The following is a 16,842-nucleotide window of genomic DNA, read 5'->3' on the forward strand; positions in this document are numbered from 1 at the left end:
TTCCATGTGGAAGTCAGTAATCGACACGACAGCACAGCGCCGCCCTTACGATTCCCCATTCCCGGCGCGCGATCAGCGCGCCAACGGAAACAGGCCAAACACCAACCCGCCCGCCAGCATCAGCAGCGAAATCAACACCGCCCATTTCAGCGTGAAGCGTTGATGGTCGGCGAAGTCGACCTTGGCCAGGCCGACCAGCAGGTAGGTCGATGGCACCAGCGGGCTGAGCAGATGCACCGGTTGCCCGGCCAGCGAGGCGCGCGCCATTTCCACCGGGGTGATGCCGTAGTGGCCGGCGGCCTCGGACAGGATCGGCAGCACGCCGAAGTAGAACGCGTCGTTGGACATGAAGAACGTAAACGGCATGCTGACGATCGCGGTGATCACCGCCAGATACGGGCCCCAGCTGTCCGGGATCACCGCCAGGAAGCTGCGCGACATCGCTTCGACCATGCCGGTGTTGGACAAAATGCCGGTGAAGATGCCGGCGGCAAAGATCAGCGACACCACCGACAGCACATTGCCGGCGTGATTGACCAGGCGGCGGCGCTGCTCGGCCAGGTTGGGGTAGTTGATCATCAGCGCCAGCGCAAAGCCGATCATGAACAGCACCGGCATCGGCAGCACGCCCACCACCAGCGCGGCCATCAGCGCCAACGTCAGCAGCAGGTTCACCCACAGCAGCTTGGGCCGCTTCATGTCCTCGGTGTCTTCCACGCGTGGCAGCGCGTCGCTTTCTTCGGGGATGCTGGTGTCCAGCCAGTTGCCGTCGGCCGGCAGGCGCACCACGCCCAGGCGGCGCCGTTCGCGCATGCCCAGCAACCAGGCCAGTGCGAGGATGCCGGCGATCGCCATCGCCATCGCCGGCACCAGCGGCACGAACACATCGGCCGGATCCACATGCAGGGCGGTGGCGGCGCGCGCCGTGGGGCCGCCCCACGGGGTCAGGTTCATCACGCCGCTGGCCAGGATGGTCACGCAGGTGAGGTTGAGCGCGTTCATGCCCAGGCGCTGGTACAGCGGCAGCATCGCCGACACGGTGATCATGTAGGTGGTGGAGCCATCGCCGTCGAGCGAGATCAGCATCGCCAGGATCGCCGTGCCCATCACGATCTTCAGCGGATCGCCCTTGACCAGGCGCAGGATGCGGCCAACCAGCGGATCGAACAGGCCGGCGTCGATCATCACCCCGAAGTAGAGGATGGCGAACATCAGCATCACGCCGGTGGGCGCGATCTTCTTGATGCCGTCGAGCATCATCTCGTTGATGCCGGTGCCGAAGCCGCCCAGCAGCGCGAACACGATCGGCACCGTGATCAAAGCCACCAGCGGCGACAGCCGCTTGCTCATGATCAGGTACATGAAGGTGATCACCATTCCGAAACCGAGCGCGGTCAGCATGCGGGCACATCCTTTGAGGCATACAACAGGGGGAGAGTGGAGCGCGCCGCTGCGCAGCGCATGCAGCGGCGATGCCGTGGATGCGGAGCATTAGCGCCGGCTGAGCGCATCGTCGTGTGTCGCACCGGCCACGGCTTTCGATGCGCCGGAGCAGCAGTGACGGCAACGGCGCGCTTGCGCAGCGCAACGCGCCCGGTACTGCCAATCGCCTTGAATGCCGGTGCGCGCATGCACGTCATCAGAAGTCGTACTGGAACCGGCCGGTCACTGCCAGCGTGTGATCGACCACCGCATCGACCCTGCGGTCGCGGTTGCGGCTGTCGATCACATTGAGCATCACGCGCAGGTTCGGCTTGAAATACCAGTTGCCGCCCAGCGTCCACGACTGCGTGCTGGCGTTGATGAAATCGGGTTGGCCATCCAGATGCTGGTCGCCGCGCATGTAGTCGTAGCGCAAGGCCAGCTCGAACGCGCCGGAGGGACGATTGGGCGTGTTGATGCGGCTGAAACGGCCGGTCTTGCGGTCGTAGCCGCGCGACTCGCCGGTGACGAACCAGCTGACCAGGCCGTAGCTGGCCAACACCTTGGCATGCTGCCCGCCGTCGTCGAGCAGGCCGCCGCTGAATTCGCTCTGCCACGACCACGGGCCCAGCACTTCGGCGTATTCCAGCGACCATTTGTCGAAATCGGTATCGCGGCCATCGGCAAAGCGCGCCAGGGTGATGCGGCTGTTGTTGGCCAGATCGTTTTCCGGGCGTGGGCGGATCAGCAGGGGCGCCGCACCGCCGCTGCCCGGATGCGAATAGCGCTCGTGCGCCAGCGACACGCCCAGGTGGCGCAGCCGCGCCTCGCCCATCTCCGGTGCAAAGGTCAGCCGGGTGCCGAGCGCGCCGCCCTTGGTGGAGGAGTTGTCGATGCTTTCCAGGCTGTAGGCCGCGGTGGACCAGGTCGCATCGGGACGATTGGCCTGCCAGGAGATTGCCTTGCGGTAGATTGGCGCCAGCGTGGTTGCCGCATATCCGCGTTCCAGGAACGGGCCGTAGTTGGAGCCGGTGCGATCGTCCAGCGAGAAGTACTGTTTGAACTGGCCCACGGTCAGCGTACCGGCGGAAAATTTCTTGGCGACATACACATCGCGCGCCAGGATGCCGCGGCTGCCGGACTCGTATTGCAGGCCGGCAAATTCCGCTTCGGCCTTGTAGGTGAAGCCGTAGAACTTGCCCGCCACATCCAGCCACACGCGGCGGAACTGGGTGTCGTTGCGCTCGGGCGTGCCGCGTTCGTCGTTGTCGAACATGGTGAAGTCCCAGTGCACGCGCCCACCCACCTCGGCGGTGACCGGGCCGTCGCCCTCGGCCGCCTGCGCCGCCGGTACCAGACACAGCGCAGCGCAGGCGGTGAAGACGCACAGACGCAAGGTGTCGTTGCTCACAGACCCTCCCAGGTACATGTGTGAATCACGTTCAGCGATGCACCGCACAAGCACGCTGCGGCGCGTTGGCAGCAGCCTAGTCCGGCGAAGCTGTCATGGACCTGTCGTTGGCGCGGGAATGGGGAGTTGGGATTGGGGATTGGCAAGAGTCAAAGAAGCTTTTGTTTGCGTGGCCTGTTACCTTCCGGCCGCGGCCAACCGCCTTTGCGAATCCCCAATCCCAACTCCCCAATCCCCGCCTCATGCGCCTGCTGCTAGTCGAAGACAACGCCGACCTCGCCGATGCCATCGTGCGGCGCATGCGCCGTAGCGGGCATGCGGTGGATTGGCAGTCCGACGGGTTGGCGGCGGCGAGTGTGCTTCGCTATCAGAGTTTTGATCTGGTGGTGCTGGATATTGGCCTGCCCAAGCTGGATGGATTGCGTGTGCTGGCCGGGATGCGCGAGCGTGGCGATACCACGCCGGTACTAATGCTGACCGCTCGCGATGGCATCGAAGACCGCGTGCAGGCGCTGGATGTCGGGGCCGACGATTACCTGGGCAAGCCGTTCGATTTCCGCGAGTTCGAGGCGCGTTGCCGGGTGCTGCTGCGGCGCAATCGCGGGCAGGCCAGCGAAGTGGTGCAGATCGGCGGGTTCGTGTTCGACAACGCCGCGCACACGCTAGCGCTGGACGGGGCGCCGATCGAGTTGCCCAACCGCGAGTATCGCCTGTTCGAGATCCTGATCGGACGCCTGGGCCAGGTGGTGGGCAAGGACGAGATCGGCAACGGCCTGTTCGGTTTCGACGACGATGCCGGGCCCAATGCGATCGAGCTGTATGTCGGCCGCCTGCGTCGCAAGCTGGCGGGCGCGCCGTTGCGCATCGTCACCGTGCGCGGGGCCGGCTACAAGCTCGAGGAAGCCGATCCGCATGATGCGCCGGTGGAGCCAAGCCTCGATGGCTGAGCCGCGGATGGTGGCACCGTCGATCCGGCGCACCCTGTTGCTGTACCTGGGCAGCCTGTCGTTGCTCGGTGCGGTGGTGCTGTTCTTTGCCGCACGCGACTACGGCGAGCGCGCCGCCAACCGCTCCTACGATCATCTGCTGGTGTCTTCGGCGCTGTCGATCATCGACAGCGTGGCGCTGGTCGGCGGCGACTGGCAGGTGGACCTGCCGTACGCCTCGCTGGACCTGCTCGGCATGGCACCGGAAGACCGCGTGTTCTACCGCGTGTTCGATGCGCAAGGCCGCACCATCACCGGCGAGGACAGGCTGCCGTTGCCGGCGCGCGCGCCCGGCGACGAGCGCCCGGTGCTGTTCGATGCCGACTACAGCGGCGAGCCGGTGCGCTTTGCGGTGGTGATGCATCGGGTGGCATCGGCCTCCGGGCAGGGCGAGGTGCGCGTGCAGGTCGGTCAGACCCGGCGCGCGCGCGATGCGGTGGCACGCGATGTGGTGCTCAACGCGCTGGTGGCGATCGGCGTGCTGTCGCTGCTGGCCCTGGGCCTGGTGTGGCTGGGCGTGTATCGCGCCCTGCGTCCGTTGCAGCGCATCGAGCGCGATCTGTCGCGGCGCGAACCCTCCGACCTGAAACCGCTGAGCGTGCCGGCACCTCAGGAAATGCAGTTGATGGTGACCGCGCTCAATCGCTTCATGGCGCGGTTGTCGTCCAGCAACGAAACCCTGCGCGCCTTCATGGCCGAAGCCGCGCACCAGATGCGCACGCCGCTGGCCGCCTTGCGCGCGCAGGCGCAACTGGCGATGGACGACGACGACCCACGCGAGATGCAACGCAGCCTGGTGGCGATCGAGCGCAATGCCAGCCATATGAGCCGGCTGCTCAATCAATTGCTCAGCGATGCCAGCGTGATCCATCGCGCCAATCTGCAGCGCTTTGCCACCGTGGATCTGGCCGAGGTGCTGCACCAGGCCTTGCACGAGGCATTGCCGCGTGGCGACGGCGCCCCGCGCGTGCATCTGGCGATCGACCCGCAGCCGGCGCTGCTGCGCGGCGACGTCCTGCTGCTGCGCGAGGCGCTGAAGAACCTGATCGACAATGCCTGCAAATACGGCGCCGGGGCGCCATTGCAGGTGGCGCTCACCAGCGACGGCAGCCATCACGTGCTGACCATCGCCGATCACGGCCCCGGCATCCCCGCCGCCGAAGCCGAGCGCGTGTTCGAGCGTTTCGTCCGCGGGCCGGAGGCACCGGCCGGCGGCGCGGGGCTGGGGCTGGCCATCGTCAAGCGCGTGGTCGAAGCGCACGGCGGGCGCATCGATCTGAGCAACCGCGTTGGCGGCGGGCTGATCGCCTCGTTGCATTTTCCTGGAGGAACGCGGTGATGCGCGCGCTGTTGCTGATGGTGGCGTTGCTGGCGCCGTTTATGGCGCGCGCCGCGCCAGGCGATGTACGGGTGTTTCCCGCGCATGGCCCGGTGCAGGCGCAATTGCGCGTGCAGGGCTCCACCGATCTGGAAGTGTTCGGCGCGGTCATCCAGGACTACCAGCGCCTGCATCCGGGCACACAGGTGATCTACGAGGACGTGATCGCCTGGGACATCTATGACCGCTATCTGCATCCAGGCAAGGCCACACCTGCTGCAGACATGCTGATCAGCGCCAGCATGGATCTGCAGACCAAGCTGGTCAACGATGGGCATGCATTGGCACATCGCTCCGCGCAGACCGAAGCGTTGCCGGCGTGGGCGCAGTGGCGGCACGAGGTATTCGGCATCAGCTACGAGCCGGTGGCGATCGTCTACAACACGCGCAAGCTGGCGGCCTCACGCGTGCCGCACACACGCCGGCAGCTGCTGGCCCTGTTGCGCGCACCCGACGCGCCGCTGCGCGGCCGGGTCGGCACCTATGATGTCGAGCGCAGCGGGGTAGGTTATCTGTTTGCCACCCAGGACGGGCAGGTCGGCAGCATCGCCGGTGCGCTGCTGGCCGCGTTGGGGGCCAACCAGGTCAGGCTCGAAAAACGCACCGGCACCTTGCTCGACCGCGTCAGCCGGGGCGAGCTGCTGCTGGCCTACAACGTGCTGGGCTCCTATGCGCAGACGCGAATCGACGCCGGCGCGCCGCTCGGCATCGTGCAGCCGCAGGACTACACGCTGGTGGCCTTGCGTACGGCGGTGATCCCCAGGACCGCACCGCATGCGCCGGAGGCGCGCCGGTTCCTGGACTACCTGCTGTCGCCACGTGGCCAGCAGGTGCTCTCGCGCGAGGCGCGGCTGATGCCGATCCTGCCGGCCGCCGGCGGGCGTGGCGGCTCGGCGCAGCCGCCGTTCCGCCCGATCCCGCTGGGCCCGGGCCTGCTGGTGTATCTGGACAAGCTCAAGCGGCGGCAGTTTCTGGACGCCTGGCGCGCCAGCACGCAGCCGCCGCGCTAGGGCGGGCGCTGACGACCCGCGAGCACGGCTGCGCGCCAGCGCGGCGCGCGCTACGTGCCTTGCGTCTGCAGGACGTGGCAGCGGCGCTCACAACGCACACGCTGGCTGCCCGACAAGCCTGACGCCCGTGCAACGGGGTGGCGGTGGACGCCTGGCGCGGGAAACCGACACAGCCATGTGCCAGACTTGGCGGATGGCCGATCTCACCATCCTCGTCGCCGACGACCACCCGCTGTTCCGTGCCGCCGTGATCCATGTGCTGCAGCAGACCCTGCCGCAGGCCGATGTGGTGGAAGCCTCCAGCGCCGCCACGCTGAGCGCAATGCTGCGCTCGCACCCACAGGCCGAGCTGGTGCTGCTGGACCTGGCGATGCCGGGTGCACGCGGTTTCTCGGCGCTGTTGCACGTGCGTGGCGAGCATCCGGACATCCCGGTGGTGGTGATCTCCTCCAACGATCACCCACGCGTGATCCGGCGCGCGCAGCAGTTCGGCGCGGCCGGCTTCATTCCCAAATCCACCCCGGCCGAATCGATCGGCACCGCGGTGGCCAGCGTGCTGGAGGGCGGCACCTGGTTCCCGCCGATGACTGCCGAGCGCTCGGAGGCCGACGCGCAACTAGCCTCCAAGCTGGCCCAGCTCACCCCGCAACAATTCCGCGTGCTGCTGAGCCTGGCTGATGGCCTGCTCAACAAGCAGATCGCACACGAACTCGGGCTGGCCGAGAACACCGTCAAGGTGCACGTCACCGCCATCCTGAAGAAACTGGACTGCTACAGCCGCACGCAGGCGGCGGTGCTGGTCAAGGCGCTGGAGCCGGAAGGCGAGGGCTGATCCCTCCGGCAAACGCCTTGCGGAGTGCGGTCAGCGCCGGGTTGCAGCGAGCAGGCGCGGTGCAGCGATGGTGGCGCAGATCCTTGCCCATCTGCACCCCGGTTTGGTCAGTTGCGCAACTGCAGCTTATGCGTCCCGTAGATGAGCTGCTGCGCCATCGGCCGGCCGATGAAACGCTCCGGGAAGATCGGCGCCAGGCCGCTGACCTGATCCAGCCGCGCCAGCTGGTCGTCGCTGAACACGATCTCCAGCGCGCCAAAGTTGTCCTCGGCCTGCTGCAGCGTGCGTGCGCCCATCACCGGCGAGACCACCGCCGGGTTGCGCAAGGTCCAGGCCAGCGCCACCTGCGAACGCGAGGCGCCCAGTTCGTCGGCGATGGTGCCCACCACATCGGCGATCTCCAGCGAGCGTGCATTGAGATGCCCGGTCGAGGCGATCACGCCCTTGCGGCTGGTCGAGACCTCTGCCGCGTTGTCGTCGGAGAGATCGGCGCGACTGTATTTGCCGGTCAGGATGCCGCCGCCCAGCGGCGACCAAGGCAATACGCCCAGGCCCAGTTCGCGTGCCATCGGCAGCAACTCGTGTTCGACGCTGCGTTCGACCAGGCTGTATTCGATCTGCAACGCCACCAGCGGCGACCAGCCACGCAGATCGGCCAGTGTCTGCAACTGCGCCACGCGCCAGGCCGGGGTGTTGCAGATGCCGAGGTAGAGCACCTTGCCCGACTGCACCAGATGCTCCAGCCCGCGCATCACTTCGTCCGGCGAGGTGGTGAAATCCCAGGCGTGCAGATACAGCAGGTCGATGCGGTCGGTGTGGAGCTGGCGCAGGCTGGTCTCGACCGAGCGGATCAGGTTGAGGCGATGATTGCCGCCGGAATTGATGTTGTCCGCATCGCGCGCCATGGTGAACTTGGTCGCCAGCACGAAGCGCTCGCGGCGGTCCTTGATCAGCGTCCCGAGAATGCGCTCGGCGCCGCCGTTGGTGTAGTTGACCGCGGTGTCGATGAAATTGCCGCCGCGGTCTGCATAGGCATCGAAGATGCGCCTGGCTTCGCCCGCATCCGCGCCCCAGCCCCAGGCTTCGCCGAAGGTCATGGTGCCCAGCGACAGCGGCGAGACGCGCAGCCCGGAGCGGCCAAGCAGGCGATAGTGGTCCAGCGACAGTGTCTGACTCATGCGGTGTGTCTCCCGATAGTGGCGTTGTGCGTCGTGCAATGCACTGTGCCGCGGGCCGCCGGGTCGGCGTGAGCCTGGTGATCCGGCATCCTTGCCCGATCCTCCGGATCGTCAACGCAGCATCGTCACGTAGCCGCAGCCGCAGCCGCATGCATCGCAGCGTTTGATTCGATCTGCGTGGGGCGCTGCCGCGTCGATTGCAGGGCGCCAACGAACACGCGCGCAGCGGGCGCAGATGCGCCTTTCTGGGGTGGCGATTGAGCGACCAAGATGCTGATATCCGCGACTGCGCTGCAGGGCCCTTGCCTGCCTACCCTCGCGGGACACGCCGGCTCTCGACGCCCAAACTGCCAGAATCCGAACAGATAAGGCTCTGGCGCGGCATCCATGCCGCTCAAGGTCCCGCGACGATGGGCGGGCAAGGACCCTTCGAGATGGTCGGTGTGCATGGTTTTCAATAAAGCAGCCGGCAAACTGTCTGGTGCGGTGTCCTCGCCGATTGCGGGACCGTGTGGCGGCATGGATGCCGCCACCGAGCCTCCACGGACGGATTCACGGCGTGTCCTGCAAGCGGCGAGGGCACCGCGCCCTCGACAGACTAGGCTGTTGACTGCATATAAACGACGCGACGAATCGGCATCCATGCGCAGCAGCACGCTTGCGCAGACGTATCGCGCGCGCTGCTGACAATCACGCCACGCCATCAGAAATCCAGCGAATACCCCAGCGTAATGGTGCGGCCACGCCCGGCAAAGTAGCGCAGCGGTTCGACCAGGGCCGATTGCGAGTAGTAGGTGATGTACTGCTTGTCGAACAGGTTGGACACACCCATGCGCACTGCGCCACGCGGCAGCGCGTAGTTGAAGGTCGCATCCACCAGCGTGTAGCCGCTGAAGCGCTTGTCGGCCTCGTCGAAGGATTGGCTGAAGGCATGCTGGGCCTGCACGAACGAGGAGAACTTCGGCGTCCACTGCGCCGACCACGAGGCGATCACCCGGTTGGGCGCCACGTTGAGCCCATCCAGGCGTGCGTCCAGCTGCCCATCGTTATCGCTGTCGTAGCGGCCACGGGTGTAGGCGTAGGACAGGCGCAGGCGATGTGCCGCATCCAGGCGATAGCCCAGGCTGGCGTCCACGCCCTGCACGCGGGTCTTTTCGCGGCTCATCATGAAGGCGCCGTTGATCGGCACCACGCGCGTGCCCAGGTCCGAGTTGGACTGGAAGTAGCTCAGGTCCGCATCGAAGGCGCCACGCGTGAGGCGGGTGCCCGCTTCCACGCTCTTGGTCAGGATCGGCTCCAGCGTGCTCAGGCTGGCCACGCGCGTGCCTGGCGTGTTGATCGCGCGCAGCACGCGGCCCACGTCCGGCATGCCGAAACCTTCGGAATAGCTGGTGAAAACGCTCACACCCTCGACCGGCGTGTAGACCAGGCCGGCGTTGTAGAGGCTCTGGTTGAAGTCGAGCGTACCGCCTTCGACATCAACCCGGTTGTAGCGCCACAGGGTCTGGTAGCTGTCGATCTTCAACTCGGCTTCTTCGCGGCGCACACCGGCATGCAGGGTCAGCTCGGGCAGCAATTTGTATTCGCCCTGCACGAACAGCGACAGGTTGCGGTAGTCCGATTCGGGCACATAGGTACGCCCGGTGCCGTAGAGATCCTGCTTGCCGGTGTCGGCCAGCAGGTCGACGCCGCCGGTGAGCTTGAGCCGGTTGTCGAGCAGATCGTCCCTGGTCAGGCTGATCTTGCTGCCCCACTTGGAGGCGACCGAACGCGATTGGTCGTACAGCGTGCCGACCGATGCGATGCGCGGATCCTGGAACGTGGACGAGTTGTCGGCGCCGAACAGCCCTTCGAACTCCTGGTTGAACACCATCGCGCTCAGCTGCATGCCGGCAAGGTCGTCATGGGTGTACGACAGGCTGGAGGTCAGCACATCGTTCCAGGGCGCGGTGCCTTGCGGGGTGCCGCGCACCGAGGTGGTGGGCAGGCCTTGCGCACGGTTGCCGGCGATGCCGATGTAGTCGTTGTCGTTCTTGATGCGGTAGCGGTTGACGCTGACGCTCAGGCGCTGCGCGTCGGTGAGCGCGTAGCCGAGCTTGGCCAGTACGTCGTAGCTCTTGGACGTCATCAGGTCGCCCTGGGTGTTGTCGGCGCCGATCGGCCGGCCCTGTCCGTCCACATACAGGCCCTGGTCGCTGTAGCTGGCCGAGAACAGGTAATCGAGCTTGTCCGTGCGGCCGTCCACGCGGTAACGCGTCTCGCCGCTGGTGGTTTCCGCACGCGTCTCGGACGTGGGCGCGGTGGCCTGCACGTCGATGTGCTGATTCAGCGAGCCGTCCTGCGGGCGCCGGGTGATGATGTTGATGGTGCCGCCAGTGGCACCCAGCCCGTTGATGGCATTGGCACCCTGGATGACTTCGATGCGCTCGACCATTGCATAGTCGATGGTGTGTGCTTCGCGCCCGGTGGGGCGGATCGGGTTGGACTGCGGCACGCCGTCGATCAGGATCAACGGCGTGCGCCCGCGCAGGGTTTCGCCGCTGCCGTTCATCTTGCCGCGACTGGGCGTGTACGAGGGAATCAGGTTGGCGAGCACGTCGGACGAATTGCTGGAGATCGTCAACTGCTGCTGGATCTGCGCCTTGTCGATGATCAGCACCGTCTGCGGCGACTCGGCCACGGTCATGTTGGAGCGCGAGGCGGCGACCACCACTGTGTCCAGGGTGTCTGTGACGTCCGATTGTGCGGAAGCGGTGGCGGAGGCGAACAGGCAGAGGGTGGCAACGAACGGCATGCCGGCCGATCCATGGGCGGAAAGCTTCATCGAGTAAGAACTCCAAGGCGCTGACGGAGCACGCGACATGCTCCGCTACGCAAAATCAAATGGGAATCGTTCTCGATAGTGTAGCAGGTGCAGTCGCCCGGGTGCCCGGCACGCTGCCGGCTGGGTACGCGAGTGCCGGCGTCGCGCCGACATCCATGCGATCGCTCAGCGGCGATCGTGCAGATCCGCACGCTGCGTTGGCATCACACGTTCACCCAGTGCGCGCTGCAGCGAGAGATGGGCGCCCACGCCCACCGACACGGTGTGGCTCCGGCAATGCACTAACGGAGCGGATCGAGACGATGCCTGCCGCCGGACTGGCGGTTGCCCGCATCGCGACCGGGATCAGGGCCTGGCCCTGTAGACGACGATGCCCTGCGTGCGGGCGACGTACTCCATGAACGGCGAGTCCACGACCTTTTCGTTTTCCGGGCGCGATGAGGCATTGCGCAACACCGGGCCCCGGTCGGTCATGACGAAGATGCCGACATGGCTGACATCCAGCCCGGGCGCCGGCGAGTACCTGCCCACATAGTCGCCGGTGCGCAGTTGCCGGACCACCGTGCTGTCCACATCGGCGGCGGGGATGTAGGTGATGGACCGCTGCACCAGCGGCAATCCGGGCAGATAGTTGCTGCCGTCGGCTTTGAGGTTGAGTGTCTTGTCCACGCTCACGGCCCTGGGGCTGAGCGTTGCGGTGATGTCGTCGGCAAGCGGGTAGGAACGTGCGACCCAGTCCGAAAAGAAGTGCTTGCGCGAGGTGAAGCCGATGACGCCATCGACGTAGCGGGTGAGGACCACGCGATCGACGAAATCCTGCTGCGAATGGGCGTGGCGCGCCGCTTCGACATAGTCCAGATAGGTGAAGCAATCCAGGCCTCTGAAGTCGATGATCAGCCGCTCCGGCACGGTGGCCGAGCCCTGCAGCATGTTGGCCTGATACGGCGTGCCGAGAAATTCCGCCGAGAGCAGCTTGATCAGATGCCCCGGACTCACGCCGCGATGCGTGGATGCCTGGTGCAGCACGCGGTCCAGGGTCTGCAAGGTGTACGGGTCCATGTCAGCGCGCACCGGGCCGGAGGGCGGCACGGTCGCCGATGGCGTGGACGCCTGCACGGGCATCTCCGCCGCGCAACCTGCGGCGAGCAACGCGGTCAACATCACGGAGGCAGGCCTGAACATGAGGGCTCCACAAGTTTCCGGGGGAGAAACATCGGCAGGTGAGCTGTGCACGATGCAGACGTGGGCAGCAATGGACACACGCACTGTAGCGCCATCGCCAACGCGCGCTTGAGGCAGCACGCACTTCGGTACGCTGAAACGATCCGGCGAAACTCGCCAGACCCTGCACGGCCAGGAAATCGCCGCATGGGAGGCGTGCAGCACGGCGCGCCATCATGCGGCCTCTCGGCGGCAAGCAGGCCGGAAGCGTCGCGACACACCCAACGCAGCCCTTTCCTGCCTGTCGATGCTGCCGACTGCGCAACTCACCCGCGCCGCAGCAACATCTGGGTGACCAATGCGCGCAGCGCGGGCGGGCGCACCGGCTTGGTCAGGAATCCCCAGCCCAGGTCAAGCGCGTGTTCGCGTAGCGCCGGGTCGGGTTCGGCGGTGACCAGGATGACGCGCGGTTCGCGTTGCCAGCGTTGCACCAACTGCGGCAGCAACATGGGGCCGTAGTGCTCACCCATGCGCACGTCCAGCAACAGCAGCTCCGGCACCTCGTCGGCGTTGGCGGCGGCCAATGCCTCGTCGGGGCCGCCGGCAAAGTCCACGCGGCATTCCCAGCGCTGCAGCAGGGCGCGGCTGGCCTCGCACACGCGCGGGTCGTCGTCCACGCACCACACGCGGCAGCCGTGCAGGATCGGGTCGTTGGCGTTTTCCGCGGTGGTGGTGGGCGGTGGTAATTGCCTGACGATCGCAGCGCGTTCGCCCAGCGGCACGGTCACCGAAAACACGCTGCCGCTGCCCAGGGTGGACCGCAGGCCGATGCGGTGGCCGAGCAGGCGGCCGATGCGCTCGACGATGGCCAGGCCCAGACCGGCGCCGCGGTCATTGGCCACGCCGTCGTCCAGGCGCCGGAATTCCTCGAAGATCTCTTCCTGCAAGGCCTCGGGAATGCCGGCCCCCTGGTCATGCACTTCGATGCGCAGCCAGCCGCCGCGACGGCGGCAGCCGATCAGCACGCGCCCGCGCGGGGTATAGCGGATGGCGTTGGATAAAAAGTTCTGCAGGATGCGCCGCAGCAGGTTTTCATCGCTCAATACCACCGCCGAGGTGGGCACCCAGTCCAGCACCAGGCCGCGGTCTTCGGCCAGGATGCCGAACTCGCGGGCCAGCGTTTCCAGCAGCGGGGCGATGGCGAAATCGCGCACCTGGGTCTTCAGGCTGCCGGCCTCCAGCCGCGAGATGTCCAGCAGGCTGTTGAGGATGGCGTCCTGCGCGGCGAGTGCGCCTTCGATGTTGTCGACCACGCGCGCGCTGCCGGCCTCGCGCACCTGTCCGCGCAGGACCGAGACGAACATGCGCGCGGCGTTGAGCGGTTGCAGCAGGTCGTGCACGGCCGAGGCGACGAAGCGGGTCTTGTAGCGATTGGCGCTCTCCGCCTCGCGCTTGGCCGCAGCCAGGTCGCGGGTCCGTTCGGCCACGCGGTGTTCCAGCGCATCGGCCAGCGAACGCAGTTCGCGCGCGGCGTTCTTGTAGCTGGTGATGTCGGCATAGCTGGTGACGAATCCGCCATCGGGCAGCGGATTGCCGCGAATTTCCAGCACGGTGCCGTCTTCCTTCTCGCTCTCGCGCATATGCGGCTTGCCGCTGCGCAGATGATTGAGGCGGCGTTCGATTGCCGCTTCGATCGGCCCCGGTCCGAGCAGGCCGCGGCGTGCGTTGAAGCGGAACAGGTCTTCGATCGGCCGGCCGATCTTCAGCAGTTCGGGCGGGAAGCGGAACAGCTCCACATAGCGCGAATTCCACGCCACCAGATTGAGCGCCTCGTCGATCACCACCACGCCCTGCGGCAGGTGTTCCAGGCTGCGGCTCAGGCCGGCATTGGCCTGTTGCGCGGCGGTGACCACCCCATCCTGCGCGGTACGCAGCTCTTCGGCATGTTGTTGCAGCAGCGTTTCCAGCTCGTGCCGGCTGCGCTGGCGCAGTGCGGACAGGCGCCGCCGCTGCTGCACGAACAACCACAGCAGCGCCAACGCCAACCACGCACCGGCCGCGGCGATCGCCGCGGCGCGGCCGGCCGCCGCGCTGGCGCGGGTGTCGTGCAGCAGATGCAGGCGCCAGCCGCTTTCGGGCACCTCCAGGGTCTGCCACAGCACCGGGCCGGCGAGCGGTGGGTCGCTGACCTGGGCCAGCACGCCACCGTTGCCGGTCTGCTCGATCAGCCGGCGCCGCAGCGGCAGCAGGCCCTGGTCGGCGTATTGGTGGGTGCTGCGCAATTCGCTGCGGTCGCGCAGGCTCAGCGGTGCCAGCATGCGATAGCGCCACTGCGGGCGGCTGGCCAGGAACACCACCGCGTGCGCGTCGGAAGCCAGCACGATGTCCGGGGTCTGCAGCCACTCGCGTTCCAGCGCTGCCAGCGCGATCTTGATCACCACCACGCCCTGCACCTGGCCGTCGGCGTCGACGATGGCCTGCGACAGGAAATAGCCCGGCTCGCTGGTGGTCATGCCGATGCCGTAGAAACTGCCGCTGCCGTTGGACAGTGCCTGCTGGTAATACGGGCGGAAGGCGTAGTCCACGCCCACGTTGCTGCGCGCCGCGCGCCAGTTGCTGGCAGCCAATGCAATGCCGTCGCGGTTGATGAGCGTCAGCGTGGACGCCTGGGTGACGTTGTTGGCGCGCTCCAGCTTGCGATTGAGCCGCTCCACCTGCGCGGCCGACAACGAACCGGAGACGGCCGCGCGCAGTTCCGGGTCCAGCGCCAGGATCTGCGGCAGGGTGCGATAGCGATCGATGCGTTGCTGCAGGGCCTGCGCGTACAGGCGCAGCTGACGCCGCACGGTGGCGCTTTCCTCGTGCAGGGCGTTCTGTTCGACAAAGTGCCCGGCCGCCAGCATGGCCACCAGCATGCCGCCCAACACGATGGTCAGGGTGAGCAGCAGACGGCGGCGTTGCGAGGCGTACATGCCGACAAGTATGGCGGTGCGCCGCTGCATCGTGGAGCTGGCGGCACAGGGCCCGCGCCAGGCGCCGACACGGCCGCACCCACAAACGCCTGCGGCCGCATCCCCGAAAGGAGGCGGCCGCAGGGGCACGTGCGCTGGGTTGGGTTGCCGCCTTACCGCGTTGAAGCGGTCAGGCGAAGGCAACGCGCGGCCGACACGGCCCGGGTCACCTCTGCGCAATCAGCCTTAGAACTGCACCTGCGCGCGCAACTCCATCACGTGCGGGGTTTCATGCACGCCGTTGCGCGTGGCATCCACCCAGCTGTAGTTGGCCTGGAACTTGAAGTGGCTGGTGAGGTACCAGTTGGCGCCGATGGTGGTGTCGTGCTGGCGGCCGCCGCTGACGCGGTTGTCTTCCAGGTCCAGGCGGCTGTAGCGGGCGGTCAGCTCGACCGCGCCGTAGTCGTGCGCCGGCTTGATGTTGCCCGGGACGCCGCCGGCATAAGTGCGCGATTCGCCGGTCAGCGTCCAGGTGCCGTAGAGGTATTGGCCCTGCGCGATGTAATGCGGCAGGTTGTCGTTACGCGCCACCTCGGCGCGCAGCGCTTCGCTCTGCAGCGAGAACGGGCCGTGGATCCACACCGCTTCCACGCCGGCGCGGATCACGTGGTCCACATCGAGAATGGTGCCGGTGTCGATCAGGCGCACGTCGGTCAGGCCGGCCTCCGGGCGGGCACGCAGGCGCACGCGCGGGCTGAACGACACGCCGCGGCCGTCGCTGAAGCCGCGCGGGTTTTCCACCGAGCCGGCCAGGCCCAGATGCAGCACGTCGCCTTCGGCCTTGAACGGGGTCCAGGCGGCATGCACGGCCTGGGTGGTGCCCGGGTTGTCGCCCTGCAGATCCTTGCCGCCGTACGCGCCGGCCTGCAGCAGATACTGCTGGCGCTCCAGCGTCCATTCCACGCCGGTGCGACGGCCCTGGAACACCGCCTGGACCGGCAGGCCCAGTTCCATGAAGCTGCCCGCACGCGAGCTCTGCACCGCTTCCAGGCCCACCGGCACCTTCATGTAGCCCATCCGCACGCGACCGTAATCCTGGCCGAACAGGGCCTTGGTCTCGACGCGGAAGAACACGTCCAGCCACAGCTTGGCTTCGAAGTCGAAATACACCATGGCGTCGTAGACGCCCTTCTTCTTGAGCGTGGCACCGAATTCCTTGCGGCGGAAATCGGTGCGGTCTTCCAGGCGGTCGTCGCCGGAGAAGTTGTTGTCGTCGTAGGCGTAGTTGCCGGTCAGGCCGAGCTCGGTGCCATCACCGAAGGTGTACTTGGTTGGCCAGTTTTCCAGCGAGGTGGCCGCATTGGCGGCAGCGGGCGCGGCGGCGATGGCCAACGCGAGAACGAGCGGATTGAGGCGCATAGGTGTGGTCTTCGGCAAGGAGAAGGGGCCGGGCGTCCTGCCATGGCGGTCGCACTGAACAGCTTCAGCAAGCGCGCAGGTTCCGGACGGCCAACAACACAGGAATCGGTGTCTGCGTTAAACGAAATTAACGGCCGGTGGTGGCGCGGCTGAAGTGTAAGGCGACGTTCAGCCCGGGGACAGTGCGTAGTACCAATGGGCTATCGGCTCGGGCTGTGACGTACGGCCAGAATGCCCGCACCGGGTGCCTGCTCAGGCCCCCTCTATGTT

General features: G+C 66.8%; 11 protein-coding genes. 4 read left to right on the plus strand and 7 right to left on the minus strand.

Annotated features, from left to right (window positions below; translation table 11 throughout):
* Positions 1-72 precede the first annotated feature (72 nt).
* Complete coding sequence (locus LL972_RS10765; protein WP_228327595.1) at positions 73-1,401, minus strand: CitMHS family transporter; 1,329 nt, start codon at positions 1,399-1,401, stop codon at positions 73-75.
* Positions 1,402-1,639: 238 nt separating this feature from the next.
* Positions 1,640-2,833, minus strand: coding sequence for an OprO/OprP family phosphate-selective porin (locus tag LL972_RS10770; protein ID WP_228327596.1), 1,194 nt, complete (start codon positions 2,831-2,833; stop codon positions 1,640-1,642).
* 242 nt (positions 2,834-3,075) lie between these two features.
* Here LL972_RS10770 and LL972_RS10775 point away from each other — a divergent pair, with 242 nt between their 5' ends.
* From LL972_RS10775 to LL972_RS10790, 4 genes are all read left to right on the plus strand, one after another.
* Positions 3,076-3,780 carry a response regulator gene (locus LL972_RS10775; RefSeq protein WP_228327597.1) on the plus strand — a complete coding sequence of 235 codons (705 nt, stop codon included), beginning with the start codon at positions 3,076-3,078 and terminating at the stop codon, positions 3,778-3,780.
* Positions 3,773-5,158 carry a sensor histidine kinase gene (locus LL972_RS10780; protein WP_228327598.1) on the plus strand — a complete coding sequence of 462 codons (1,386 nt, stop codon included), beginning with the start codon at positions 3,773-3,775 and terminating at the stop codon, positions 5,156-5,158. Before LL972_RS10775 ends, LL972_RS10780 begins: the two co-directional genes overlap by 8 nt.
* Positions 5,158-6,207: an ABC transporter substrate-binding protein gene (locus LL972_RS10785; RefSeq protein WP_228327599.1), complete on the plus strand. Its 1,050-nt coding sequence runs from the start codon at positions 5,158-5,160 to the stop codon at positions 6,205-6,207. The genes LL972_RS10780 and LL972_RS10785 overlap by 1 nt, the downstream gene beginning before the upstream one ends.
* 193 nt (positions 6,208-6,400) lie before the next feature.
* Positions 6,401-7,039, plus strand: a complete 639-nt coding sequence (locus LL972_RS10790; RefSeq protein ID WP_024938967.1) for a response regulator — start codon at positions 6,401-6,403, stop codon at positions 7,037-7,039.
* Between the two features lie 107 nt (positions 7,040-7,146).
* On the opposite strand, the gene LL972_RS10795 is transcribed toward LL972_RS10790, so the two are convergent.
* The 5 genes from LL972_RS10795 to LL972_RS10815 form a co-directional block, all read right to left on the minus strand.
* Positions 7,147-8,217 (minus strand): aldo/keto reductase, encoded by a 1,071-nt coding sequence (locus tag LL972_RS10795; protein WP_228327600.1) that lies wholly within the window; start codon positions 8,215-8,217, stop codon positions 7,147-7,149.
* A gap of 703 nt (positions 8,218-8,920) precedes the next feature.
* On the minus strand, positions 8,921-11,041 hold the full coding sequence (locus LL972_RS10800; protein WP_228327601.1) for a TonB-dependent receptor: 2,121 nt from the start codon (positions 11,039-11,041) through the stop codon (positions 8,921-8,923).
* A gap of 345 nt (positions 11,042-11,386) precedes the next feature.
* Complete coding sequence (locus LL972_RS10805; protein ID WP_228327602.1) at positions 11,387-12,223, minus strand: DUF1460 domain-containing protein; 837 nt, start codon at positions 12,221-12,223, stop codon at positions 11,387-11,389.
* A 305-nt stretch (positions 12,224-12,528) separates the two neighbouring features.
* On the minus strand, positions 12,529-15,174 hold the full coding sequence (locus LL972_RS10810) for a hybrid sensor histidine kinase/response regulator (protein WP_228327603.1): 2,646 nt from the start codon (positions 15,172-15,174) through the stop codon (positions 12,529-12,531).
* A gap of 225 nt (positions 15,175-15,399) precedes the next feature.
* Positions 15,400-16,572: an OprO/OprP family phosphate-selective porin gene (locus LL972_RS10815; protein WP_228327604.1), complete on the minus strand. Its 1,173-nt coding sequence runs from the start codon at positions 16,570-16,572 to the stop codon at positions 15,400-15,402.
* Positions 16,573-16,842 lie beyond the last annotated feature (270 nt).

Origin of the sequence: Xanthomonas campestris pv. asclepiadis (genome assembly GCF_020784175.1) — a bacterium.
Classification (GTDB): Bacteria; Pseudomonadota; Gammaproteobacteria; order Xanthomonadales; family Xanthomonadaceae; genus Xanthomonas; species Xanthomonas campestris_D.